Annotated in this window: 21 protein-coding genes; 12 read left to right on the forward strand and 9 right to left on the reverse strand. The window is 60.7% G+C overall.

Annotation, left to right across the window (positions count from 1 at the left end):
* Positions 1-218: 218 nt before the first annotated feature.
* Positions 219-965: an NRDE family protein gene (locus tag BMY54_RS02435; protein WP_093429797.1), complete on the reverse strand. Its 747-nt coding sequence runs from the start codon at positions 963-965 to the stop codon at positions 219-221.
* 132 nt (positions 966-1,097) lie between these two features.
* On the opposite strand from BMY54_RS02435, the gene BMY54_RS02440 reads away from it, so the two are divergent.
* The 3 genes from BMY54_RS02440 to BMY54_RS02450 all read left to right on the forward strand — a co-directional run bounded on the left by BMY54_RS02440 (position 1,098) and on the right by BMY54_RS02450 (position 3,797).
* Positions 1,098-1,880, forward strand: coding sequence for a sulfite exporter TauE/SafE family protein (locus BMY54_RS02440; RefSeq protein ID WP_093429798.1), 783 nt, complete (start codon positions 1,098-1,100; stop codon positions 1,878-1,880).
* Positions 1,881-1,959: 79 nt separating this feature from the next.
* Entirely contained in the window at positions 1,960-2,775 is an 816-nt protein-coding gene (gene lgt, locus BMY54_RS02445) for a prolipoprotein diacylglyceryl transferase (protein WP_016983202.1), read from the forward strand.
* A 50-nt stretch (positions 2,776-2,825) separates the two neighbouring features.
* Positions 2,826-3,797: a thymidylate synthase gene (locus BMY54_RS02450; RefSeq protein WP_093429799.1), complete on the forward strand. Its 972-nt coding sequence runs from the start codon at positions 2,826-2,828 to the stop codon at positions 3,795-3,797.
* A gap of 125 nt (positions 3,798-3,922) precedes the next feature.
* On the opposite strand, the gene cadR is transcribed toward BMY54_RS02450, so the two are convergent.
* Positions 3,923-4,372 (reverse strand): Cd(II)/Pb(II)-responsive transcriptional regulator, encoded by a 450-nt coding sequence (gene cadR, locus BMY54_RS02455; protein WP_016983204.1) that lies wholly within the window; start codon positions 4,370-4,372, stop codon positions 3,923-3,925.
* Positions 4,373-4,456: 84 nt separating this feature from the next.
* On the opposite strand from cadR, the gene BMY54_RS02460 reads away from it, so the two are divergent.
* From BMY54_RS02460 to BMY54_RS02490, 7 genes are all read left to right on the forward strand, one after another.
* Positions 4,457-6,766: a heavy metal translocating P-type ATPase gene (locus BMY54_RS02460; protein WP_093429800.1), complete on the forward strand. Its 2,310-nt coding sequence runs from the start codon at positions 4,457-4,459 to the stop codon at positions 6,764-6,766.
* A gap of 13 nt (positions 6,767-6,779) precedes the next feature.
* Entirely contained in the window at positions 6,780-7,643 is an 864-nt protein-coding gene (locus BMY54_RS02465) for a LysR family transcriptional regulator (RefSeq protein WP_093429801.1), read from the forward strand.
* 233 nt (positions 7,644-7,876) lie between these two features.
* Entirely contained in the window at positions 7,877-8,953 is a 1,077-nt protein-coding gene (locus BMY54_RS02470; protein WP_093429802.1) for a putative 2-aminoethylphosphonate ABC transporter ATP-binding protein, read from the forward strand.
* Positions 8,953-10,677, forward strand: coding sequence for a putative 2-aminoethylphosphonate ABC transporter permease subunit (locus tag BMY54_RS02475; RefSeq protein ID WP_093429803.1), 1,725 nt, complete (start codon positions 8,953-8,955; stop codon positions 10,675-10,677). Before BMY54_RS02470 ends, BMY54_RS02475 begins: the two co-directional genes overlap by 1 nt.
* A 26-nt stretch (positions 10,678-10,703) precedes the next feature.
* On the forward strand, positions 10,704-11,729 hold the full coding sequence (locus tag BMY54_RS02480) for a putative 2-aminoethylphosphonate ABC transporter substrate-binding protein (RefSeq protein ID WP_093429804.1): 1,026 nt from the start codon (positions 10,704-10,706) through the stop codon (positions 11,727-11,729).
* Between the two features lie 146 nt (positions 11,730-11,875).
* Positions 11,876-13,009: a TIGR03364 family FAD-dependent oxidoreductase gene (locus BMY54_RS02485; RefSeq protein ID WP_093429974.1), complete on the forward strand. Its 1,134-nt coding sequence runs from the start codon at positions 11,876-11,878 to the stop codon at positions 13,007-13,009.
* Positions 13,009-13,569, forward strand: a complete 561-nt coding sequence (locus BMY54_RS02490; RefSeq protein WP_093429805.1) for a phosphonate degradation HD-domain oxygenase — start codon at positions 13,009-13,011, stop codon at positions 13,567-13,569. Before BMY54_RS02485 ends, BMY54_RS02490 begins: the two co-directional genes overlap by 1 nt.
* A gap of 187 nt (positions 13,570-13,756) precedes the next feature.
* Here BMY54_RS02490 and BMY54_RS02495 read toward each other — a convergent pair whose 3' ends face one another.
* Entirely contained in the window at positions 13,757-15,142 is a 1,386-nt protein-coding gene (locus BMY54_RS02495; protein WP_093429806.1) for a GTPase/DUF3482 domain-containing protein, read from the reverse strand.
* The gene (locus BMY54_RS02500; RefSeq protein WP_093429807.1) at positions 15,135-16,514 is read right to left on the reverse strand and encodes a DUF2868 domain-containing protein; all 1,380 of its coding nucleotides are present in this window, start codon (positions 16,512-16,514) and stop codon (positions 15,135-15,137) included. Before BMY54_RS02500 ends, BMY54_RS02495 begins: the two co-directional genes overlap by 8 nt.
* An 85-nt stretch (positions 16,515-16,599) precedes the next feature.
* Here BMY54_RS02500 and BMY54_RS02505 point away from each other — a divergent pair, with 85 nt between their 5' ends.
* Positions 16,600-17,112: a dihydrofolate reductase gene (locus BMY54_RS02505; protein WP_093429975.1), complete on the forward strand. Its 513-nt coding sequence runs from the start codon at positions 16,600-16,602 to the stop codon at positions 17,110-17,112.
* A 108-nt stretch (positions 17,113-17,220) separates the two neighbouring features.
* Here the strand turns inward: BMY54_RS02505 and BMY54_RS02510 are convergent, their stop codons facing one another.
* The gene (locus BMY54_RS02510; protein WP_041063642.1) at positions 17,221-18,612 is read right to left on the reverse strand and encodes an L-cystine transporter; all 1,392 of its coding nucleotides are present in this window, start codon (positions 18,610-18,612) and stop codon (positions 17,221-17,223) included.
* Positions 18,613-18,853: 241 nt separating this feature from the next.
* Between BMY54_RS02510 and BMY54_RS02515 the strand changes: the two genes are divergently transcribed.
* The gene (locus BMY54_RS02515; RefSeq protein WP_093429808.1) at positions 18,854-19,915 is read left to right on the forward strand and encodes an HAD family hydrolase; all 1,062 of its coding nucleotides are present in this window, start codon (positions 18,854-18,856) and stop codon (positions 19,913-19,915) included.
* Between the two features lie 191 nt (positions 19,916-20,106).
* Here the strand turns inward: BMY54_RS02515 and ilvD are convergent, their stop codons facing one another.
* The 4 genes from ilvD to BMY54_RS02535 form a co-directional block, all read right to left on the reverse strand.
* A complete protein-coding gene (gene ilvD, locus BMY54_RS02520; protein ID WP_093429809.1) occupies positions 20,107-21,948 on the reverse strand; it encodes a dihydroxy-acid dehydratase in 1,842 nt (613 codons plus the stop codon).
* Between the two features lie 257 nt (positions 21,949-22,205).
* Complete coding sequence (locus tag BMY54_RS02525; protein WP_093429810.1) at positions 22,206-23,438, reverse strand: multidrug effflux MFS transporter; 1,233 nt, start codon at positions 23,436-23,438, stop codon at positions 22,206-22,208.
* Positions 23,431-24,408 (reverse strand): diiron oxygenase, encoded by a 978-nt coding sequence (locus tag BMY54_RS02530; protein WP_093429811.1) that lies wholly within the window; start codon positions 24,406-24,408, stop codon positions 23,431-23,433. Before BMY54_RS02530 ends, BMY54_RS02525 begins: the two co-directional genes overlap by 8 nt.
* Positions 24,405-25,478: a SagB family peptide dehydrogenase gene (locus BMY54_RS02535; protein ID WP_093429812.1), complete on the reverse strand. Its 1,074-nt coding sequence runs from the start codon at positions 25,476-25,478 to the stop codon at positions 24,405-24,407. Before BMY54_RS02535 ends, BMY54_RS02530 begins: the two co-directional genes overlap by 4 nt.
* Positions 25,479-25,781: the final 303 nt, after the last annotated feature.

Here is a 25,781-nt window from a genome sequence, read left to right on the forward strand (position 1 = left end):
GCCTAACCCTCTCCCAGAGGGAGAGGGGACTGATCCGGGGATGCTGCGGACTTACGCCGACCTGAAAGGGCTGTGCTGAATCCATAATCGAAGCGCCCCGACCTGATAGTGCTGTGCCGAATCCATAATCGACTCGGTCTTTCAGGTCGGTGTATGGCGCAAGACACCTCGGTCGGCCCCCTCTCCCTCCGGGAGAGGGCTGGGGTGAGGGTCAGCTCTTAGACACAAACCTCAACTTCCCCAAGATGCCCGCCATACGGCCCAAAACTCCGCTCCACCATCCGCCGAGTCCCGTCCGCCTGAACGATCAACGCCGTACTCGCCCGCGTCCCATAACTCTGACTGGCAATAAACACACTCGACAACAAAGTCTCAGTCGCCAACCCCACCCCTGTATCCGGCAGCTCAGCCGACGGCGCAACCTGCGCATCACTCAACAACCCCAACAACCGCGCAGGCGTCGGATCATCCAGCACTGCACCTAACGCTGCCTTGGCCTTGAGCAACTTCGGCCACGGCGTATCCAGCCCGGCATTGGATAATCCGTAAACCCCCGATCCCAGCATCACCGGTTCCGACATCCGCGCATTGAAGTGCCACAGCTCATGACTATTACCGAGCAGCAGATTAAACCCGGCATATTCCGCCGCACGCCCGACCACTTCGCTCAAATAATCATCAATCGACGCATCGCCGGTCAGAAACCGCGCCACCAACTCACCCCGCGACTTACGCGCTGGCGCCTGCTGCGGATCGCGAATATTGGTCAGCGCGGCAAAGCGCCCGTTGGCGCCAATCCCCAGCCAACTCCCGCCGGCCTCAAGATCACGTCCGGCATGCACATGCGGCGCCTCTGGCCATGGCGCCAGTGGCAGGCTTGGCCGGGCGTAGAACTCGTCACGGTTGGCCGCGACGATCAGCGGCTGGGCATGGCCCGGGCGCCAGGCGAAAACAATCAGGCACATAAGGTGGTCCTTGTGTGTTTTTTGCTCACTCTACGCATCCGGCGTCCGTGCATCCATCGCCAGTGGAGCCAAAGGGTGTGCATCCGTTACCATGCCGCTCCGGTTTTGCGGATGCGGTCTGGGGAGACGGTCATGGAATTTCTGCTCTATCTGGCGCTGGGCGCCTGTGCGGGCGTGCTGGCCGGGCTGTTCGGGGTTGGCGGCGGGATCATCATCGTGCCGGTGCTGGTGTTCAGTTTCACCTTGCAGGGCTTCGATCAGTCGATCCTCACGCATCTGGCGGTCGGCACTTCGCTGGCGACGATCATCTTCACCTCGGTCAACGCCGTGCGTGAGCATCACCGTCGAGGCGCAGTGCGCTGGCCGATCTTCATGTCGATGGCCGTTGGCATCCTGCTCGGTGCAGGTTTCGGCGCGCTGACTGCGGAAGCGATTTCCGGGCCGCACCTGCAAAAGATCATCGGCGTGTTTGCCTTGATCATCTCGGTGCAACTGGCGCTGGACATCAAACCCAAGGCCAGCCGAACGGTGCCGGGTAAACTCGGTCTGACCGTGGCCGGTAGCATCATCGGATGGGCCTCGGCGATTTTTGGCGTGGGCGGCGGTTCGCTGACCGTGCCGTTCCTGACCTGGCGCAGCGTGCCGATGCAGCAAGCCGTGGCAACCTCATCGGCCTGCGGTCTGCCGATCGCCCTGGTCAGTGCATTAAGTTTCATGATTCTGGGGTGGCACGATCCGTTGTTGCCACCGCATAGTCTCGGTTTTGTTTATTTACCGGCGCTGCTTGGCATCGCCCTGACCAGTATGGTCTTCGCCCGCATCGGCGCGCGTTTGGCGCACAGATTGTCGCCGCGCTTGCTGAAACGGCTGTTCGCCGCTTTGCTGTTCAGCGTGGGTCTGAGCTTCTTGCTTTAACCACTTCGCAATCCTGGCTTAATCCTGTGGTGGCAGCGTCGCCCGGGAATTTTGGTTTCAACTCTAACGAGGAGTCGCAATGCTGCCTTACCCGCAGATCGACCCGGTGGCCCTGGCCATCGGTCCGCTGAAAATCCACTGGTACGGTCTCATGTACCTCGTCGGCATCGGCGGTGCGTGGCTGCTGGCGTCGCGCCGGCTCAACCGTTTCGACCCGACCTGGACCAAGGAGAAACTCTCCGACATGGTCTTCTGGATGTCGATGGGCGTGATCGTCGGCGGACGTCTGGGTTACGTGCTGTTCTACGATCTGAGTGCCTACCTGGCCAACCCGACGCTGATTTTCGAAGTGTGGAAGGGCGGCATGTCGTTCCACGGCGGTTTCATCGGCGTGATGCTCGCAGCCTTGTGGTTCGGCAAGCGTAACGGCAAGTCGTTCTTCCAGTTGATGGACTTCGTCGCACCAATGGTGCCGATCGGCCTGGGTGCTGGGCGCATCGGTAACTTCATCAACGCCGAGTTGTGGGGTAAGGCCACCGACGTGCCATGGGCGATGGTCTTCCCGCCGTTCAGCGATCCGGCGCAACTGCCGCGTCACCCGTCGCAGCTGTACCAATTCGCGCTGGAAGGCGTGGCGCTGTTCCTGATCCTGTGGATTTTCTCGCGCAAACCGCGTCCGACCATGGCCGTTTCCGGCATGTTCGCGCTGTTCTACGGCATCTTCCGGTTCATCGTCGAGTTCGTCCGCGTCCCGGATGCGCAACTGGGCTATCTGGCCTGGAACTGGCTGACCATGGGCCAGGTGCTCTGCGTACCGATGATCGTCGGCGGGCTGTTCCTGATCTGGCTGGCCTATCGTCGCGCACCGGCAGCACCGCTCGCGCCGACGGCTTAAACTACGAACCCCGGCGCGCGACGCCGGGGCTCAAAGGACACAGGTAACTCATGAAGCAATATCTCGAACTGGTCTCGCACGTCATTCAGAACGGCACCAAACAGGCCAACCGCACCGGCATCAACACCATCAGTTTCCCGGGTGCGATGCTGCGTTTCGATCTGCAGGAAGGTTTTCCGGCGATCACCACGCGCAAAATGGCCTTCAAATCGGCCATCGGCGAGATGTGCGGTTTTCTCCGTGGCGTGAACAATGCCGCTGAATTCCGGGCGCTGGGCTGCAAGGTCTGGGACCAGAACGCCAACGAAAACGCGCAGTGGCTGGCCAACCCGTTCCGTCAGGGCGACGACGACCTCGGCGAAATCTACGGCGTGCAATGGCGCAAATGGCCGGCGTACAAGCAGATCCCGCTGAGCAACACCGCCGCCATCGAACAAACCCTGGCCAACGGCTACAAGCAGATCGCTCAAGGCGAAGAAGACGGCCAGGCCTACGTGGTGCTGTACAAAGCCATCGACCAGGTGCGTCAGTGCGTCGACACGATCATCAACGATCCGGGCAGCCGCCGCATTCTGTTCCACGGCTGGAACGTCGCCCAGCTCGATGAAATGGCCCTGCCGCCGTGCCACCTGCTGTACCAGTTCCACCCGAATGTCGAGACCAAGGAAATTTCCCTGACCCTCTACATCCGTTCTAACGATCTGGGTCTGGGCACGCCGTTCAACCTCACCGAAGGCGCCGCACTGCTGAGCCTGATCGGTCGCCTGACCGGCTACACGCCGCGCTGGTTCACCTATTTCATCGGTGATGCGCACGTCTACGAGAACCATCTGGACATGCTCAACGAACAGCTCAAGCGCGAGCCGTTCGCCATGCCGAAGCTGAAAATTTCGGATCGTGTGCCGGAGTTTGCCAAGACCGGTATTTATCAGCCGGAGTGGCTGGAGCTGGTCGAGCCGAGCGATTTCTCGCTGGAAGGCTATGAGCACCACGCGCCAATGACCGCGCCAATGGCAGTGTAAGCCGTTGCATAAAACCCCTGTGGGAGCGAGCCTGCTCGCGAAGAGGGCGTGTCAGTCGTAGAGATGTCGACTGATACACCGCTTTCGCGAGCAGGCTCGCTCCCACATTTGGTTTTGCGTGAGTCTTAATGGCCGTGGCTGCGGCCTACGTGGGAATGCTCAACCTCCGTCGCGACTACCCCGCCACTCACTTCCAGGCGCTGCAAAATTCCGCACTGATCGGCCATCGGCCCTTCGCCACAACGTTGGCGCAGGTCGAGCAGTTGTGTCTGCAACGCCAACAAGCCATCAATCCGCGCCTTCACATGTTGGATGTGCTCGTCGATCAGCGTATTCACGCTTTCACACTGATCCTGCGGGCTATCACGCATGGCCAGCAGGCTGCGGATTTCTTCGAGGGTCATGTCGAGGGTGCGGCAGTTGCGGATAAAGGTCAGGCGTTCGGCGTGCGCCTGGGTGTAAACGCGGTAGTTGCCGTCGCTGCGAGCCGGTTCCGGCAGCAGGTTTTCGCGCTCGTAGTAGCGGATGGTTTCCACGGCGCAGTCGGTGAGTTTGGCCAGTTCTCCAATCTTCATGACGACAATCTCCAAAAGGGTGCTTGACCCTATAGTGGCTACAGGGTCTTTACTTGGCAACAGGCACCTTCATGGACGCGACCAATGAGCGATTCCCAGCACACCCACAAGCCCGGCGACGGACACGATCACAGTCATAAATTGCAGCCTGTGCATAAACATTCACAGGGTGGCGATGCTTGCTGCGGATCGAAAGTCGCTGCGCCGGCACCGGTTCATGCGCACGAAGATTCCTGCTGCTCGTCGAAAGCCGCCGCGCCTGCGCTGGTGCAACTGAGCGAAAAGACCAGCGCTGACGCGCGGCTGAGCAGTTTCCGCATCGAGGCGATGGACTGCCCGACCGAGCAGACGCTGATCCAGAACAAGCTCGGCAAACTCGCCGGCGTGCAGCAACTGGAATTCAACCTGATCAACCGCGTACTCGGCGTGACCCATAACTTGCCGGGCACCGAACCGATCACCGAAGCGATCAAATCCCTCGGCATGCACGCCGAGCCCCTGGAGGCGGGCGTCGAAGCACCGGCCCCGGCGCCAGTGAAAAAGCACTGGTGGCCGCTGGCGTTGTCCGGTGTCGGCGCCCTCGCTGCCGAAGTCATCCACTTCACCAACGCCGCGCCCACCTGGGTGGTGGCGATCATCGCGCTGGTGTCGATCCTCAGCGGTGGCCTCACCACTTATAAAAAGGGCTGGATCGCCCTGAAGAACCGCAACCTCAACATCAATGCGCTGATGAGCATCGCCGTCACCGGCGCCATCCTCATCGGCCAGTGGCCGGAAGCGGCGATGGTGATGTTCCTGTTCACCGTCGCCGAGCTGATCGAAGCGCGCTCGCTGGACCGTGCGCGCAATGCGATCAGTGGCCTGATGCAGATGACGCCGGAGCAAGCCACGGTGTTGCAGGCTAATGGCACTTGGCTTGAACAAGACGTGAAAAGCGTCGAGCTCGGTGCCCGTGTGCGGGTGAAACCCGGCGAGCGCATTGCGCTGGACGGTGAAGTGGTCAGCGGCAGTTCGACCATCGACCAGGCGCCGATCACCGGTGAGAGCCTGCCGGTGGAGAAAACTGTCGGCGATAAAGTCTTCGCCGGCACCATCAACCAGGCCGGTTCGCTGGAATACGCGGTGACCGCAGCGGCGAACAACTCGACTCTTGCGCGGATCATCCACGCCGTCGAGCAGGCCCAAGGCGCGCGTGCGCCGACCCAGCGCTTCGTCGATCAGTTCTCGAAAATCTACACGCCCGTGGTGTTCGTATTTGCCTTGGCCGTGGCGATCATTCCGCCGCTGTTCATGGGCGCTGTGTGGTTTGACTGGATCTACCGTGCGCTGGTGTTGCTGGTGGTCGCGTGCCCATGTGCATTGGTGATTTCGACCCCGGTGACCATTGTCAGCGGCCTTGCGGCAGCTGCGCGCAAAGGCATTCTGGTCAAGGGCGGCGTGTACCTGGAGGGCGGCTTCAAACTGGATTATCTGGCGCTGGATAAAACCGGGACGATCACCCACGGCAAACCGGTGCAGACCGATTACCTGTCGCTCGATCCAACCGCCGATGCCACCGCACCGGCAATTGCCGCTGCCCTGGCCGGTCGCTCCGATCACCCGGTGTCGCTGGCCATCGCCAATGCCGCTGTGGATAAAAACTTCGCCGCGCTGATTGTGGATAACTTCGAAGCGCTGGGCGGGCGGGGCGTCAAAGGCGACATCAACGGCCAGACCTACCACTTGGGCAACCATCGTCTGGTCGAAGAACTCGGCCTGTGCTCGCCGGCGCTGGAAGAAAAACTCTTCGCGCTGGAGAAACAGGGCAAATCCGTGGTGTTGCTGCTCGACAGCTCTGGCCCGTTGGCACTGTTCGCTGTGGCCGACACCGTCAAGGAAACCAGCCGCGAAGCGATCCGCCAATTGCATGAACTCGGGGTGAAAACCCTGATGCTCACCGGCGACAACGTCCACACCGCCCAAGCGATTGCCGCACAGGTCGGGATCGACGAAGCGCGTGGCGACTTGCTGCCGACCGACAAGCTGCAAGCCATCGAAGAGCTTTATGCACAGGGCCGCCGAGTCGGCATGGTCGGCGACGGCATCAACGACGCGCCGGCACTGGCCCGCGCCGAGATTGGTTTTGCCATGGCCGCGGCCGGTACCGACACCGCGATTGAAACCGCCGATGTCGCCCTGATGGACGACGATCTGCGCAAGATTCCGGCATTCATCAGCCTGTCGCGCAATACCGCAAGCATCCTGAAACAGAACATTGCGTTGGCACTGGTGATCAAGGCTATCTTTCTTGGGGTAACCTTCGCCGGGCTCGCCACCATGTGGATGGCGGTGTTCGCCGACATGGGCGTGAGCCTGTTGGTGGTGTTCAACGGTTTGCGCCTGCTGCGCAAATAGATGAGGAAAGGTTGTGCTGAGTGCCGAGCTGAAAGCGTTTTACATGGTCGCCCGCCTGGGCAGCATCACGCTGGCGGCGAAAAAACTCGGCCTCAGCCAACCGACCGTGACCACGCAGATCCGCAATCTGGAAAGCCAGTATTCGGTGGAGCTGTTCTACCGTGGCGGCCGGCGTCTGAGCGTCAGCGACGAAGGTGCGCGGTTGCTGCCGATGGTCAAGACGCTGTTGCAGCAGGAGGCCGACATCGAGTTTTTTCTGCGCAACAGCGGTCAGGTGCAGGGTACTTTGCGCATTGCCGCGACGGCGCCGTATTACATCCTCGATCTGGTGAAGACCTTTCGCGAGCGCTTGCCGCAGGTGGAAGTGTCGGTGGAAATCGGTAACTCGCAGCAGGTGCTCGAAGCGCTGGAGGATTACCGAGTGGACGTCGCCGCTTCGTCACAGTTGCTCGACGATGCGCGATTGATTCGCCGGGTGCTCGGCACTGATCCACTGGTACTGGCGGTGCATCGCAACCATCCGCTGGCGGCCCATGATCATGTGACATTGAGCGCACTGGCCGGGCATACCTTGTTGATGCGCGAAACCGGGTCAACGACGCGGCGGCTGACTGAAGAGTTGCTGGCCAGCGCCGGGGTGAGTTTCGGTCCGTTGCTGGAGATTGGCAGCCGTGAGTCGATCCGTGAGGCGGTGTTGCGCAATATCGGCATCAGCATCATTGCCCGGCAGGAAGTGCCGCATGACCCGCAGTTGCGCGTGTTGACGATCGAGAATGCGCCGCAGATTCCTGAATATCTGTATTGCCTGAAGGAGAGGAAGGGCGCGCGGTTGCCGGCGGCGTTTCTCGGCCTGGCGCAGGAAATGTCTCCGGCCTGAGATGTTCAGTGCCTGCGCCGGCCTCTTCGCGAGCAAGCTCGCTCCCACATTGGAATGCGTTCCCCCCTGTGGGAGCGAGCTTGCTCGCGAAGGCGTCGGTTCAAACAACCCAAGACCTGAATCTTCTGAACCAAAATCCCCGAATACCACTATCACCAGTTTTTGCCTCACCGCCACATGACGGACGCATTACAACTCTAGGATTGGCCCCATCTGCTTGATGAGGTCTGTCCATGAATCCTGCCATCGCAACTGCCCTGACCAACCCCGGTGCGCCGATGAAAGTGCGCGGCGTACAGAAACGCTTCGGCGCGTTCACTGCGCTGGATAACGTCTCCCTCGACGTCGCCGCCGGTGAGCTGGTGTGCCTGCTCGGCCCGTCGGGCTGCGGCAAGACCACGTTGCTGCGCTGCATCGCCGGTCTGGAGAAGCAGGACAGTGGCGAGCTGTACCTCGGCGACCGCGACGTTTCGCACCTTGCCCCACAAGCCCGCGACTACGGGATTCTGTTCCAGTCCTATGCGCTGTTCCCCAATCTGACCGTCGAAGCGAACATTGCCTACGGCCTCGCTGGCAGCGGTCGTGATGAAGTACGCCGTCGCGTCGGGCAGATGCTCGAACTGGTCGGCCTCACTGGCAGCGAGAAAAAATTCCCCGGCCAATTGTCCGGCGGCCAGCAACAGCGCGTTGCTCTTGCTCGGGCCTTGGCACCAGCACCATCGCTGTTGTTGCTCGATGAACCGATGTCCGCCCTCGACGCCCGCGTCCGCGAGCATCTGTGCACCGAACTGCGCCAGCTGCAACGCAACCTCGGCATCACCACGCTGATGGTCACGCACAATCAGGACGAAGCCATGCTGATGGCCGACCGCATCGCCGTGATGAACAACGGCCGCGTCGAGCAGTACGCCACCCCGCAGGAAATCTACAACCGCCCGGCCACACCGTTCGTGGCCGAGTTCGTTGGTCAGGGCAACTGGCTGCCGTTCCAGCGCAGCAGCGACACTCACGCGCAGGTCGGCGGAATGAACCTGCGCCTCAGCGACGGCAGCATCCAGCGCGCCTCGGGCCGTTTGTTCTGCCGCCCGGAAGCGATCAACGTCAATCCGCCAGTGCATGAGGAAAACCTGTTCCCGGCCAAAGTCCGCGAGATCACCTTCCTCGGCAACCGCTGCCGCATGAGCTTCGAACTCGATCAGTTGCCGGGCCACGCACTGCTCGCCGAACTCGCGCCGGAAGCCATGCCGCGTCTCGGCGCCCAGCAGATCATGGTCGCCTTGCCGCCGCGCAGCCTGCAGGTGTTTGCCTGATGAACAGCAACCTCGCGCTGCCGCTACCGCACAAGCAGGTGCGACAGTCTTCGAAAGCCGAGATTGGCGACCGCATTTTTGTCGTCGGCGGCAAGCTTCTCTTGCTGCTGTTGCTTGGCGTCGCGGTGTTGCTGCCGTTGCTGGCGATCTTCTGGCGCGGCTTCAGCAGTGAAGCCGGGCAGGGCGGTGGCTGGGTCGCGGCGAAGGAACTGGTGAGCAGCGAGAATTTCCACTGGCTGCTCGGCAACAGCCTGAAAGTTTCCCTCAGCGTTGCGGCCATCGTTGTACCGCTGGCCTACCTGTTTGCCTACGCGCTGCAACGCACGCTGATTCCGGCGAAAGGCATCTGGCGCGGGATTTCCCTGCTGCCGCTGATGGCGCCGTCGATGTTGCCGGGCATTGCGCTGGTCTATCTGTTCGGCAACCAGGGCATGTTGCGCGGCCTGCTCTCGGACAACATCTACGGGTTCTGGGGGATTGTGCTGGGTGAGGTGATTTACACCTTCCCGCATGCATTGATGATTTTGCTCTCGGCGCTGTCGCTCGCCGATGCGCGTCTGTTTGATGCTGCATCGAGCATGGGCGCCAGTCCGGCCAAGGCGTTTCGCAGCATCACTTGGCCGGCAACGCGACAGGCCGTGTTCGCCGCGTTCTGTCTGGTGTTCACCCTGACCATCACCGATTTCGGGGTGCCGGTGGTGGTCGGTGGCGACTATCAAGTGCTGGCGCTGGAAGCCTATAAAGCCGTGGTCGGCCAACAGCAATTCGGTCGCGGCGCGTTGATCGGCATGGTGCTGTTGCTGCCGGCGCTGTTCAGCTTCGGCGTCGATGCGTGGTTGCGTCGGCGACACGGCGACTCCATGAGCGGGCGTGCGCAGGTGTTCAAACCGGCACCGTCGAAACTGCGCGATGGCTGCTATCTGGCGATTGTTGTGCTGATCAGCGCGGCGTTGATTCTGGTGTTCGGCATGGCGGTGTTTTCCTCGCTGGTGAAGTTCTGGCCGTACAACCTGTCGCTGTCACTCAACCATTACCAGTTCAACGAAACCGCTGGCGGTGGCTGGCTGGCCTACAGCAACAGTTTGAAGATGGCTTTGGGCACGGCGCTGATCGGCAGTGTGCTGATCTTTACCGGCGCTTACCTGATGGAGAAAACCCGCAGCCAACGCGGACTCAACCTGGCCCTGCGCATGCTCAGTTTTGTGCCGATGGCGGTGCCGGGGCTGGTGCTCGGTCTGGGTTACGTCTTCTTCTTCAACCTCACGGGTAACCCGCTGCATGTGCTCTACGGGACGATGACGCTGCTGATCGTCTGCACGATTGCGCACTACCTGACCACCGCACAAATGACCGCGACCACCGCGCTGCGCCAACTCGATGCCGAGTTCGAAGCCGCCGCGCTGTCGCTCAAAGCGCCGCTGTACCGCCACTACCTGCGTGTCACTGTGCCGATCTGCCTGCCGGCGCTGCTCGACATCGTGCGCTACCTGTTCGTCTCGGCGATGACCACGGTTTCTGCTGCGATCTTCCTCTACAGCCCCGACACCATCCTTGCGGCGGTCGCGGTGCTGAATATGGATGACGCCGGCAACGTCGGCGGTGCGGCGGCGATGTCGACCCTGATTCTGTTCACCTCGGCGGGCGTGTCCTTGCTGCTGGCGTGGGCTTCGCGCGGCTTGCTGCGCCGTTCTCAAGCCTGGCGGCAAACCGCGCCCGGTCACTGATTCAACTCACTTACAGGAAAACGATCATGTTCAAGCCTATGGCCCTGGCCGCTGCTGTGCTCGCTACTTTCAGCCTGAATGCCTTCGCGGCAAAAACCGAGTTGACGGTGTACACCGCCCTCGAGGCCGAGCAATTGAAGTCCTACAAAGAAGCCTTCGAAAAGGCCAACCCGGACGTCGAGATCAAGTGGGTGCGTGATTCCACCGGGATCATCACCGCCAAACTGCTCGCCGAGAAGGCTCGTCCGCAGGCTGATGCGGTGTGGGGCCTCGCGGCTTCGAGCCTGGCGATCCTCGATCAGCAAGGCATGCTGCAAAGCTACGCGCCGAAGGACCTCGGCAAGATCGGCGCGAACTACCGCGACGCCGCCAACCCGCCAGCGTGGGTCGGCATGGACGTCTGGGCCGCGACCATTTGCTTCAACACCGTCGAGGCCGAGAAGCAGGGCCTGAGCAAGCCCGTGAGCTGGCAGGACCTGACCAAACCTGAGTACAAGGGCAAGATCGTCATGCCGAATCCGGCGTCGTCCGGCACCGGTTTCCTCGACGTCAGCGCCTGGCTGCAAACCTTCGGCGAGAAGCAGGGCTGGGCCTATATGGACGGTCTGCACCAGAACATCGGCCAGTACGTTCACTCCGGTTCCAAGCCTTGCAAACTGGCAGCGGCGGGCGAATTCCCGATTGGTATTTCCTTTGAATACCCGGCAGTACAGCTCAAGCGTCAGGGCGCGCCGCTGGACATCATTCTGCCGAAGGAAGGTCTGGGTTGGGAGATCGAAGCGACGGCGGTGATCAAAGGTACGCCGCATGAAGAGGCAGCCAAGAAACTGGCTGACTTCTCAGCGAGTGCTGAGGCGATGGATCTGTACAAGGAGAACTTCGCTGTCCTCGCGCAGCCAGGGATCGCCAAGCCGCAGACCGAATTGCCGGCGGATTATGAGCAACGCCTGATCAAGAACGACTTTGCCTGGGCCTCGAAGAATCGTGACGAGATCCTGACCGAGTGGCGCAAGCGTTATGACGGCAAGTCCGAGAAAGTGGTTGCCAAGTAAGATCTCCATCGACTGACAGGGCCCCTTCGCGAGCAGGCTCGCTCCCACATTGGATCTTCAGTGAACGCAAATGCTGTGGGCACTAAAAATCCCTGTGGGAGCGAGCCTGCTCGCGAAAGCGGTCTCTCATGCAGGACATCATCCAGATGACACAACACAAAGACCTGCTGATCGTCGGCGCCGGCATCCTTGGCCTGTCCCACGCCTATGCCGCCGCCAAACGCGGCCTAAAAGTCGCCGTTTTCGAACGCACCGCCACCCCCCTCGGCGCTTCGGTGCGCAACTTCGGTCAGGCCTTGGTCACCGGCCAACCGCCGGGCCCAATGCTCGAACTGGCCAAGGCCAGCCGCGAAATATGGGGCGACTGGGCGCAGCTCGCCGGTTTGCAAATCAAGCGCAACGGTTCCTATCTGTTCGCCCGCACTGAAGCCGAAGAACATCTGCTCGAAGCCTTCTGCAACGGTCGCGCCGTGGAACACGGTTACAACATCCAGTTGCTGCGCGGCGCTGCCTTGCGCGATCTGTATCACGGTCAGTTCAGCCACCACCGTGCCGCTTTGCACGGCATGGACGATCAACAGCTGTATTCGCGCGAAGCGATTCCGGCACTGATCGATTATCTGCGCCGCGACCTTGGTGTGGAGTTTCATTTCTCCACGCTGGTGCGCGACGTCGAACCGGGGCGTCTGCACAGCACCGTCGGCAGCTTTACGGCGAAGCAGATTATCGTCTGCTCCGGCCACGACTATCAGACCCTGCTGGCCGAGCCGATCGCCGCACTCGACCCGCAAATCTGCCGCCTGCAAATGCTCCGCGCCAAACCGCAGACCGAACTGAATCTGCAACACGCCTTGCTCACCGGCCTCAGTTGCGTGCATTACGGCGCCTTCGCCGATCTGCCGGAAGCGGCGGCGGTGCAGGCGCAAATCCTCCGTGAGCAACCGCACCTGCACGACAACGGCATCCACCTGCTGATCAGCCCGACGCCTTACGGCGAACTGATCATCGGCGACTCGCACCATTACGGCAGCGACCCTTCACCGTTCAACGCCGAGCAGGTGGATGACTGGATGCTCGAACTGGCCGAGCAGACGCTGGGCTGCAAGGTGCAAGTGGTCGAGCGCTGGCAGGGCGTCTATGGTTCCCGGGGGCCGGGGCCGTTCTCGTTCCTGCGCCCGGCAGCGGGGCTAAGTGTGGCGCTGATGCACACCGGCGTCGGCATGAGCGTCGGCCCGGCGTTGGCTGAGCGCAATATCGCGCAGTTGCTGGAGGAAGATTGATGACAGGTCACGAGCAAGTCGTCGCCCGGGTGTTCGGCTTGTATGAGCGCTTTGGCACTAGCGATTACATCGGCGAGCCGGTGTCGCAGATCGAGCATATGTCCCAGGCCGCTGAGCTGGCGATGGCCGAAGGCTTCGATGATGAAGTGGTGCTCGCGGCGTTCTTCCATGACATCGGCCATTTGTGTGCCGAGGGCGCGGAGAACATGGGCGGGTATGGCGTGGTCAGCCATGAACGGCTGGGTGCGGATTATTTGCGTGAGGCCGGGTTCAGTGAGCGTATGGCGCGGCTGGTGGAATATCACGTGCAGGCCAAGCGGTATCTGACGTTGCGTGAGCCGGGGTATTACGAACGCTTGAGTGAGGCGAGTCGGCGGACCCTGGAATATCAGGGCGGGGTGATGACCGAGGCTGAAGCGGATGCGTTTGCGCGGGATCCGTTGTGTGCGGTCAGTCTGCGGATGCGCCAGTGGGATGAGTTGGCCAAGGAGACGGCGGTGCCGGTTATTGATTTGGCGGTTCTCAAGCGCAAGGCTGAGGTTTTGTTGGCGGCTGAATGATTGCAACCCTCATCGGATCGCCGCCCGCCCAGCCCTCTCCCGGAGGGAGAGGGAGCCTACGGAGTTGTTCTCAGGTGATACATCGACCTGAAATATCCAGCCGAACTCAGGTTTTGAAAAGCCTGGAGATCTGCTCCCTTCCCCCTCTACCCCTTGGGGGAGAGGGCTGGGGTGAGGGGGTAGCGATCTAAAGCTCAAGCACCCGATCAACCAACGCCTCAATCTGCTCCTGCCGTTCCGCTTGATTCAATTTCGCCTGCGGATTGAGCGACGACCACTGCGGATGCGCCCGCGCCTTGCTCAATGCCTCCGGCAACTTGCCCTCTCGCCAGGTCTTGTCCTGCGGTGTCGCCACCTGAACCGCATCCATCGCCGCATGCCCACGCTGATCCAGCGCCAACACCAACTGCCGCTGACGCAACGCCAGCAGCCGCAACACCCCGTCATCCACCGTCAGCTCACGCTGCCCTTTGATCTTGCCCAGCAAGCGACTGCCATAACTACGCGCCGTCTGCAGCGCACCACCGGCAATCGCCCCAGCCAACGCCGCAGCGCCGAGGGTAATCCCGCCAACCAGCAAATCCACACCAGCCCCCGCCGCCGCACCGGCAGCAATGCCGCCACCCACGCGCACGCCGAGTTGCTTTAAGGTCTCAGGGTTGAACAAATCATCGCCCCAACGTCCATCCAGCAGCGGCAAATCACTCGCCGCCGCATCTTGCGGGCGGAACGCATACAGCTTGAGCAACGCCTCAACACACTTCTGCTCACGCTGACGCACAGCCTTGCGCAGCTCGCTGATCGCTTGCTGTTCCTGCTCCGCTTCGCTGACCACACTGCGTCGGCAAGCCGCACAGTCGATCAACAATTCAGCAATCAATCGCGCCGCACTTTGCTGACGCGCGAGGCGCTGAGCCTGTTGATCGGCAATCAACCGCTCCAATTGTGGCCGAGCATTCTCCAGCAACAACGCGAGACTTTCGTACAGCCGCCGCTCGCCATCTTCTGGCGGCGCCACGCTGTCGAAACGCACCAGCGCATGCAGCCCAAGCCGCGCCAGCGCTTCACGCCAATCCGGCTCGCGATGGTTGGCGCTGCTGACAAAATTCAGCACCGGCAGCAGCGGTTTGCCGCAACTGGCGAGTACTTCTAGCTCATCGCGATATTTGGCCAACACCGGTTCGCGGGCGTCGATCACATACAAACCGGCGTCGGAGGCGAGCAGTTGCCGTAGCACTTTCGCCTCCTGCTCGAAACGCTGGCGCGCTTCGCTGCCGTCGAGAAACCGCGCCAGCCGCGCCGGGCCATCGAGGCGTTCGCCGGGCCGCTCCAGGCGTTCGAGGAAGTCCAGCAGAGCGATGGCATCTTCCAGCCCTGGCGTGTCGTAGAGATCGAGCAACGGCTCGCCGTCCACCGACAACCGCGCACCTTCGACATGCCGCGTGGTACTCGGGCGATGGGAGACTTCGCCGAAGCCGACATCGCGGGTCAGCGTGCGTAGCAGCGAGGTCTTGCCGACGTTGGTATGGCCGACCACCGCGAGTTTCAGCGGCGCTTTCCAGGCATCAGTCATGGCCACTCTCCAGCCAGTTCAACGGTGCGCAATCGGCAAACTGCAGATCCAGCTGTTGCAGCGCGGTGTGCCAGTCGCCGAGGCGCTCGGCATCCAGTGCTTCGCCCGGTGGCGCTTGCAGCAGCCACACGCGAGTCTCGCCCGCGCTGCGCGCCAGTTCAGCGATCAAGGCGAGGCTGCCGCGATCCGGCGAGCGCCGTGGGTCGCAGGCAATCGCCAGACGTGCCGGCGGGAAGCGGCTGAGTTGTTCGAGGAGTTTATGGCGCGATTCGCGACTGTCGAGGATGCCGGCGTTGCTGACGTTTTTCGGCAGTGCGGGTGGCCATGGGCGTTGTTCATCGAGTTCGATGGCGACCAATAAGGCACCTTCGCTGGCGAGTCCGCTGACGCTGCTTTCGACGCGGTGCAGTTGCGCAGGCTCCGGGTCGTTGACGCCGAGGCGTTCGCTGGTTGGCATCAGACGTTCGCGCAGTTGCGCGTAGCCGGGCAGGTTCAGCTCCAGACGCAAGCGATCCCGACCACGCTTCCAGCGCCAACGGCAGAACAGCATCAGCAGCAGACGGGGTAGCACGCCATAGATCAGCACCGCGCCGACCAGCCATATCGCCCACATCTGGCGAACCAGGACGCGGTTGTAATCGGTGTCCAGCGTCACGCGAATCATGTCCACGCTCGGCGCACTCAAGCCCAGCGCATGGGGAATCACCGTCAACGCATCAGTCAGTGCCGCGAAGAAGTCTGCGCCCAGCAGCGTGCTTTCCCAGATGAAGTCATATTGCCGAGTGGCCATCATCAATATCAGCATGCTTAGCGCGCTGAACATGATCAGCAGCCACAGGCCATTGACCAGCGTGCCAATCGCCCAGCGATTGAGTTTGTGGCGTTGCAGCAAGACCAGTAATGCGGGGGGTAATTGCGCGGCCTTGGCGTCCCGGGCAAATTTTTCGCTGAGCCACAGCCACAGGCGGCCGAGCGCTGCTCCGTGTTCGCCAGCGAAAAGCAGGCCCAGTGCCCAGCTCAGCAGGAGGATCAGATTGACCCCGAGCAAGGTGCCCAGCGCCCAGAAAATATTGACCGCTCGTGTGCCGTCGCCGAGCGCAGAAAATGCCATGCCTGCGCCAGTGACGCAGGCCAGTAGCGCCATCAGCACCAACGCCAGACGCGCACCTTGCAGCCAGTGTTTGAGGGCTGCCGTCAGCCCGTCACGCTCGGCCAGCCATAAAGCCCGGCGCTGAATGCGGCTCGGCAGATCGCCGCCGGCCGTGCGCGCCAGTCGGTTGGCTTCCAGATCTTCCAAGGGGCCTGCGTGTTCTTCGCGCAGGCGCACGGTCTCGGTCAGCCAGAGGTTTTGCAGTGGAGTCAGTTCAGTCACGCGGCGTCCCGTCGCTTAAATGAGCGCTGAGCATAACCGCTGTGGCGCTTATCGGGGTAAGCACGGCTCTGGTATCCTCGCCGGCATGACTAAATCACTCCCTCTCAGCCTGATCGCAGCCCTCGGTGAAAACCGCGTGATCGGCGTCGACAACAGCATGCCCTGGCACCTGCCGGGGGACTTCAAATACTTCAAGGCCACCACCTTGGGCAAGCCGATCATCATGGGTCGCAAGACCTGGGATTCGCTCGGCCGGCCATTGCCGGGGCGCTTGAACATCGTGGTCAGCCGTCAGGCCAGTCTGGTGCTCGAAGGTGCGGAAGTTTATCCGTCGCTGGAAGCAGCCGTGGTTCGCGCCGAGGAATGGGCGAAGGAGCAGGGCGTCGATGAGCTGATGCTGATTGGCGGCGCGCAGCTGTATGCGCAAGGGCTGGCGCAGGCGGATCGTCTGTATCTGACTCGCGTGGCGTTGAGCCCTGAAGGGGATGCGTGGTTTCCAGAGTTTGATTTGGAGCAGTGGAAACTGGTCTCGAATGTGCCGAATCCGGCTGAGGGCGACAAACCTGCGTACAGCTTTGAGGTTTGGGAGAAAGCCTAAAAGCATCGTCGGAACGCCGCCCGGAGCCGGCTCGCTCCCACAGGGGAAACGCATTCCTATGTGGGAGCGAGCCTGCTCGCGAAGAGGCCAGATCAGGCAAAGATGAGCTTAAGCCTGAGCCAGCTCCGCATGCTCATCAGCATCCAGCAGCGCTTTATCAGTCTGCTGCATCACCTGACTGGTAATCGCGCCAGCCGTGATCGAACCGCTCACGTTCAACGCTGTGCGGCCCATATCGATCAGCGGCTCAACCGAAATCAGCAACGCCACCAGCGAAACCGGCAAGCCCATCGCCGGCAGCACGATCAGCGCCGCGAACGTCGCGCCGCCACCCACACCGGCCACACCCGCCGAACTCAACGTCACAATCGCCACCAGCGTCGCAATCCACAGCGGATCCAGCGGGTTGATACCAACTGTCGGCGCAACCATCACCGCCAACATCGCCGGGTACAAACCGGCGCAACCGTTCTGGCCAATCGTCGCGCCGAACGATGCAGCAAAACTCGCCACCGACTGCGGAATCCCCAGACGCCGGGTCTGCGCTTCAATGCTCAGCGGAATGCTCGCGGCGCTGGAACGGCTGGTGAACGCGAACGTCAGCACCGGCCAGATCTTGCGGAAGAAGCGCAGCGGGTTGATACCCGCCGCCGAAACCAGCAAACCGTGCACGACGAACATCAGGCCCAGACCGAGGTACGACACCACCACAAAACTGCCGAGTTTGATGATGTCTTGCAGGTTGGAACCGGCGACCACTTTGGTCATCAGCGCCAGCACGCCGTATGGGGTCAGTTTCATCACCAGACGCACCAGGCGCATCACCCAGGCTTGCAGGGTGTCGATGGCGTTGATCACTTTCTGACCTTTCTCGACGTCATCCTTGAGCAGTTGCAGCGCTGCGACCCCGAGGAACGCGGCGAAAATCACCACGCTGATGATCGAGGTTGGCTTGGCCCGCGCCAGGTCGGCAAACGGGTTTTGCGGGATGAACGACAGCAGCAGTTGCGGCACATTCAGATCGGCGACCTTGCCGGCGTAGTCGGTCTGAATGGTTTGCAGACGGGCCATTTCCTGGGTGCCGGCGACCAGACCTTCAGCGGTGAGGCCGAACAGGTTGGTCAGGCCGATGCCGATCAGCGCCGCAATCGCAGTGGTGAACAGCAGGGTGCCGATGGTCAGGAAGCTGATCTTGCCCAGCGACGAAGCATTGTGCAGGCGTGCCACGGCGCTGAGGATCGAGGCGAACACCAGCGGGATGACGATCATTTGCAGCAACTGCACGTAGCCGTTGCCGACCAGATCGAACCAGCCGATCGACGCTTTCAGCACCGGGTTGCCAGCACCGTAAACGGTGTGCAGAGCTACGCCGAACGCCACGCCGAGCACCAGTGCGAGCAGGACTTTTTTCGCCAGGCTCCACGTGGTGTGGCGGGTTTGTGCCAGACCGAAAAGCAGGGCGAGGAACACCAGCAGGTTGAGAATCAACGGTAGATTCATGAGATCTCCAGGAAAGACTGTGCCAACAGCCTTCCGGGGCTGCTGCGAACCGGCAAGCCTAACAGCTTGATTTGCAATGATTTAATACCGAAATCTTAGGGCGACCGTCGTTTTTGGAATAAGCGTGTGTCGCTCTCGGCAATGCATCTGGCGCGATAGGGACGCGGACGGTCGCTGACAGACGAGGACTGTCACACTAATTTGTTAGCGTCGGTCTCTTTGAATCAGGGAGAAGAGGCTTATGAAGTTCGCACCGAAATTTCTGGCTGTTGCACTGGCTGTGGGCATGGGACTGGCCACTCAGGCGTTCGCTACTGACCTGAAACACTGGCCGGCCGATCAGGCCAAAGCGCTGGATGCGATGATCGCCGCCAATGCCAACAAAGGTAACTACGCGGTGTTCGACATGGACAACACCAGTTACCGCTACGATCTCGAAGAGTCGTTGCTGCCGTTTATGGAAAACAAGGGCCTGATCACCCGCGACAAACTCGACCCTTCCCTGAAACTGATGCCGTTCAAGGACACCGCCGACCACAAGGAAAGCCTGTTCAGTTACTACTACCGCCTCTGCGAAGTCGACGACATGGTCTGCTACCCGTGGGTGGCGCAGGTGTTCTCCGGTTTCACCCTCAAGGAACTCAAAGGCTACGTCGATGAGCTGATGGCTTCGGGCAAGCCGGTGCCAGCGACTTATTACGAAGGCGATGTGGTCAAGAAACTCGACGTCAATCCGCCGAAGATCTTCACCGGCCAGCAAGAGCTGTACAACAAGCTGATGGAGAACGGCATTGAGGTCTACGTGATGACCGCCGCCTCTGAAGAGCTGGTGCGCATGGTCGCGGCGGATCCGAAGTATGGCTACAACGTCAAACCGCAAAACGTCATCGGCGTGACCACCCTGCTGAAGAACCGCGAGACCAACGAACTGACCACTGCACGCAAGCAGATCACCGCCGGCAAATATGACGAGAAGGCCAACCTTGGCCTCGAACTGACCCCGTATCTGTGGACCCCGGCAACGTGGATGGCCGGCAAGCACGCGGCGATCCTCACTTACATCGACGAGTGGAAAAAACCGGTATTGGTCGGTGGCGATACGCCGACCAGCGACGGTTACATGCTGTTTCACGATGTCGATGTGGCCAAGGGCGGGATTCACTTGTGGGTCAACCGCAAGGACAAGTACATGACGCAAATCAACGGCATGATGGCCAAGCATGCGGCGGCGCAGGCGAAAGAAGGGTTGCCGGTGACGGCGGACAAGAACTGGGTGATCGTTAAGCCAGAAGAGATTCAGTAAGCCACACCGATCCAATGTGGGAGCGAGCCTGCTCGCGAAAGCGTAGTGTCAGTCACCTTCTTCGTTTCTGACATACCGCATTCGCGAGCAGGCTCGCTCCCACAGTTTGATCTGCAGTGACTTTGGGATTTCGGCCAGACAAAAAAATGCCCCGCACTTGGCGGGGCATTTTTATTGCTGCGATTTGACGCTTACAGCCCGTCGAGCATCGCTTTGTTACGCACTGCACCCTTGTCGGCACTGGTCGCCAGCAGGGCGTAGGCCTTGAGGGCGGTGGTCACTTTGCGTGGACGCACCTCGACCGGTTTCCAGCCTTTCTTGTCCTGCTCGGCGCGGCGTGCGGCCAGTTCTTCGTCGCTGACCAACAGGTTGATCGAGCGGTTCGGAATGTCGATCAGCACCTTGTCGCCGTCCTGTACCAGGCCGATCGCGCCGCCGGCTGCTGCTTCTGGCGAAGCGTGGCCGATGGACAGACCCGACGTACCGCCAGAGAAACGGCCGTCGGTGAGCAGCGCACAGGCTTTGCCCAGGCCTTTGGATTTCAGGTACGACGTCGGGTAGAGCATTTCCTGCATGCCCGGGCCGCCTTTCGGGCCTTCGTAGCGAATGATGACGATGTCGCCAGCCTTCACTTCGTCAGCGAGGATGCCGCGTACGGCGCTGTCCTGGCTTTCAAAGATCTTCGCGTTGCCTTCGAAGACGTGGATCGACTCATCGACACCGGCAGTTTTCACCACACAGCCGTCGAGGGCGATGTTGCCGTACAGCACGGCCAGGCCACCTTCTTGCGAATAGGCGTTCTCGAAGCTGCGGATGCAGCCGTTCTCACGGTCGTCATCGAGGGTTTCCCAACGGGTCGACTGGCTGAACGCCGTCTGTGTCGGAATACCGGCAGGGCCGGCCTTGAAGAAGTGGTGCACGGCTTCATCGTCGGTCTGGGTGATGTCCCACTTGGCAATGGCTTCTTCCATGCTGCGGCTGTGCACAGTCGGCAGGTCGGTGTGCAGCAGGCCACCACGGGCCAGCGAACCGAGGATGCTGAAGATACCGCCAGCGCGGTGCACGTCTTCCATGTGGTACTTCTGGATGTTCGGCGCCACTTTGCACAGTTGCGGGACGCTGCGCGAGAGACGATCGATGTCGCGCAGGTCGAAATCGATCTCGGCTTCCTGAGCGGCAGCGAGCAAGTGCAGGATGGTATTGGTCGAACCGCCCATGGCGATGTCGAGCATCATCGCGTTCTCGAACGCCTTGAAGTTGGCGATGTTGCGCGGCAATACCGACTCATCGTTCTCGCCGTAGTAGCGTTTGCACAGCTCGACGATGGTGCGGCCGGCCTGCAGGAACAGTTGTTCGCGGTCGCTGTGGGTGGCGAGGGTCGAACCATTGCCGGGCAATGCCAGACCCAGTGCTTCGGTCAGGCAGTTCATCGAGTTGGCGGTGAACATGCCGGAGCACGAACCGCAGGTCGGACAGGCGCTGCGCTCGTACTCAGCGACTTTCTCGTCAGAAGCGCTGGCGTCGGCGGCGATCACCATGGCATCGACAAGGTCGAGGCCGTGGGAAGCGAGTTTGGTCTTGCCGGCTTCCATCGGGCCGCCGGAAACGAAAATCACCGGAATGTTCAGGCGCAGGGCAGCCATCAGCATGCCCGGGGTGATCTTGTCGCAGTTGGAGATGCAGACGATGGCGTCGGCGCAGTGGGCGTTGACCATGTACTCGACGGAGTCGGCGATGATTTCGCGACTCGGCAGCGAATACAGCATGCCGTCGTGGCCCATGGCGATGCCGTCATCCACGGCGATAGTGTTGAATTCCTTGGCTACGCCACCGGCGCGTTCGATTTCACGGGCGACCAGTTGACCGAGGTCCTTCAGGTGCACGTGGCCCGGTACGAACTGGGTAAACGAGTTGGCAATGGCGATGATCGGCTTTTTGAAGTCGTCATCTTTCATCCCCGTGGCGCGCCACAGTGCGCGGGCACCGGCCATGTTGCGGCCGTGGGTGGATGTTTTCGAGCGGTAATCTGGCATGGAGCACTCCGGGCGGCTAATCAGGTATCAAAGGGGAGTGAGCTTCTATTGACGTCTGGAACACTCAGAAATGGCCGTGTGTCCGTGAAGTTGCCGATGACGTTGCGGGATCGCCGCTGGTCTCAGCCTGAGCTCATAAACCCGCCGGGGGATGAATGGCGATGAATCAGCCGATTCTACACCGCTGGCGTCTGGAGGGAATGGCGCAAAGCGTTGTTCCAGTGCAGACGGCGTGTATGGGATGACGACTGGCGGGTTTAATCACCGCCGGTCTGCGCCATGACGTTGCCTTCAAGGTTTTTCGCGCGACGGCTGAGCCGGTTGTTGAGCACCAGCGCGATCGCGCTCAGCAGGACAAAGCTGTAGCCCAGCGTCAATTGCAGATTGGCCGGACTGAGGCTGATCAATGCGCTGATCAGGCCGCCACAAATAAAGATGATCGTACTGCCCGCCGAGGCCGATGTGCCGGCGTTTTCAGGAAACAGGCCCATGGCCCGAGAGGTAGCGGCGGGGCGGGCAATGGTGGTGCCAGCGGTGCAGATCAGCATCGGGATCAACACCGTGGCCGGTGCCAACACATGATTGGCTGCCAGGTACAGCATTGCCAGTCCCGACAGCAGTATCAGGCTCAGCCCGGTGAAGATTTGCTGAACCGGCGTGATGCGTCGATTGAGTACCGCGGCGATGATCCCGCCGACAACATACGCCGCACCGTAAACCAGCAGGATCAGCGAAAAGTCGTAAGGCGCGAGTTGCAGTTGGTCCATGAAAATCAGCGGCGAAATCACGATGAACGAGAAGTGGCAGGCGAAGGCAAACGCCGAAATCAGCCAGTAGCCGACAAACTCGAAGTCGCCCAACACGCGTCGGTAGGATTGAAAGAAGCCGGTCGGCGAACCACCTGAGGCCGGACGGCTGCTCGGTAAAAACAGCCAGGCCTTGATCAGCACCATGGCGGACAGTGCGCAAAAGACCCAGAAGCTGCCGCGCCAACCAAGTGTCGCCTGGAGAAAAGTCCCGGCCAGCGGCGATACCGAAATGAATATCCCGGTCGCCGTGACCATCAGGATCCGTAACCGGTCGCGCTCTTCACCTTCGAACAGATCCTGCACCAGTGCCTGCGACAGCACGAAACATCCACAGCCCAAGGCCTGCATCACCCGAAATACCAGGAATAGCGTGTAATCGGAGGTCATCACGCAACCGAACGCACCCAGCATCGATACGCTCATGCCGGCGAGTAACAGGCCCTTGCGCCCGATCACGTCCGAGAGGGGGCCGATCAAGAGCTGGGCAAACGCGATCCCCACGGCGAACAGGCTGATGGACAGTGCGATGTCTGCCGGTGAACGGAGAAAGTGCGTCGCCATTGCCGGAAAGGAGGGCAGCAGCACGTCCAGTGGAAACACACCCAGCAGCACCATGGCCAGCAACAGGCTGACAGCGGCGCGGCGCTGCCTGGTGGTTGCCACGGATTGTCCTTTATCCATCGATCAGTCCTGCCTTGGCGAAAAGTTTCTGGTTATGGGGAAGTGCGAAAAAACCGGCCTTGCGTAGTGCGTCCAGCGTTGCGATGGCGCCTGATCGTGCACGGGCCCGGTTGGCTTGCACCGTTGCCATGCCGCCGACGATTTGTTTCACGTCACTGTCGGCGATGCCTGCCCCTCGCAGGCTCTGTTGCAGCCAGCGTTCGTCGGCCTCGAAAAAAATCCCGATGATCTCCAGCAGTGTCCGGCTCACAAACGCACGCTGGCGGCTGTTCATCGACAGCCAGAAATAATGGAACACCTCGCTGAAGTAGCGGCTGTGGCGGGCTTCGTCAGTCAGGTGGTCGCGCAGCATGTCGTTGACGCTGGACACCAGGCTGTCGCGGCAGACGTCCAGCAGCTCGCGGGCAATGATGGTTTCCGAGACGAAACCGAGCAGAAACCATGCCAGTGGCCGGTTGTTTTCCGGGGTGCGGGCGATCAGTGCGTTGAGGCGGCTGATGCGCTTCGGAATCGTCGGACGTCCGGTGAACCCGTAAAACGCGGCGATCTGTTCGGCGAGACGATTGGAGAACAGCGCGTGATAACCCTCGTCGGTGTAGAGCTGCAGCGCGGCGTGCTTCATCGGCAGAGGCACGTAAAGGGGCAGTTCCCGGTGCACGATGACTTCCACTGCACGATTGACGATGCGGTGTTCAAGCAAGGTGGTGTAATCGAGAAAATGCACCAGATGGTTGGCTGCCAGTCGATGCTGTACGTCGCGCCCCGCCGCCTGGATGGCCGGATGTGCCAGATAAGGCAGAAATGCCGGCGGGAACCAGTGGCGGGTTTGCAGTTGCAGCGGCACATCGGCGGGCAATTGATAGTCATGGGTACTGCTGCGCACCGAGGCCCGGCTTTCCCAGTCTCCCAAGGTAAATTTGAGCGCCCAGGACACCGGCGCTTGATCAGGGTCGGCCATCGACAGGGTCATGCCTGTCCCTCGCGCAACAGCTCGCGCATTTCGTGGCACATCACTTGCCCGTCGCTTTGTCCACAGCCAACAAAGAACAGCGGTTGTTCAGCACTGCCCTCGAGATTGAGCAGTGCTTCGACCTGCTGGTCGGCAAATGCGCCGGTCAGCCAGGTGTTGAGGCCCAGTGCCGTGGCGACCAGTTGAAAGGTTTGCGACAAGTGGCCCGCTTCAACGAAGGCCATGCGATAGGCCCGCGAGTGTTCGTACTTCCACCATAGCCGGTCAAAACGGGCGGTGATGAACAACCCCAGCGGCAGGTTGTTGATGAAGTGCTGACCGCCGAGCAATTGGCCCAGCGCTGGTTGAGGCAGCGGATTGATCCGGCTCAGGGTGTGGTCGGCCGGATGATAGGCATAGATGCCCGGTTCCAGGCCATCGACGTTCTGCACCAGGAGGAAGCCTTCGCAAGCGTTCAGGCCCCCCGCGGAAGGACTGCTTCGCCGTGCGCTTAGTCCTTGGGCGATGCTGTCGTCGCGATCATTGTCTCGTTCATGGAGATAACCGAGGGAAAGGTAAAGCAGGGTGCCGACGTCCTTCAGCGTTATCGCTGCACCTGTATAGGAGCGGCAGGTTTTGCGCTGGAGCAGAACATTTCCCAGACGGTCGTTATTCAAAGCGCCCGGCGCAGGCAGGGCGATACGCTGCTCGGGTGCTGGTGTCGGGCGGTCTGTAGCAGGCTGTGGGGTGGCCAGTACTTCGTTGCAGTGCGCCAGATATTGCCTGGACCACTCGTGAATATTCTGTGGGGTATGTTCGCAGGGAATATTTTGTGTGCCGATGTGATAAATCTTCGACAGCTCATCCCAGCCCCATGGCGGATTGTCTATTTTTGAAACGGTAAGAATATCTGCGCTCAATAGTTGTGTGTCTATTATGTTGTGCGCGTCGAACAGTTGAGGGTTGTTGATTAGTTGCGCAAGGCGAGTTGCATAGTTCAGATCAAGTTCGTGTTGTGTATGGTTTTTATAATTCCACACAACTTGTCCGGTCTGGCGCGGCAATATAAACAAGTAAGGATTGATGTGCATATTGATCGTTTCACTCTGGAAGAAGTCAAAAGGACGCCGGGTTGCCGGCACTCCCCAGCGTCCTGACTTACTTAGCGGGCTTTAGGGGCAACCAGAAAAGCCAGGTTTGCGATTTTTTTACTTTCCAGAGAAATACTTTTCATGATGTGAACTCCTTGTTCATTGATAGTTGAAGTCACCTCGTGGTGACAACTTCATAATAGTTTGTAATGGATTATTGGCAAGGGGATATTAGGTAGGAAATTTCCAGTAATTTTGTCGGAGCAATCTTTAGCTGAAAATAAACTTGTAGGGCAAGTTTCA

The sequence above is a fragment of the Pseudomonas sp. ok266 genome (assembly GCF_900110195.1).
Classification (GTDB): domain Bacteria; phylum Pseudomonadota; class Gammaproteobacteria; order Pseudomonadales; family Pseudomonadaceae; genus Aquipseudomonas; species Aquipseudomonas neuropathica.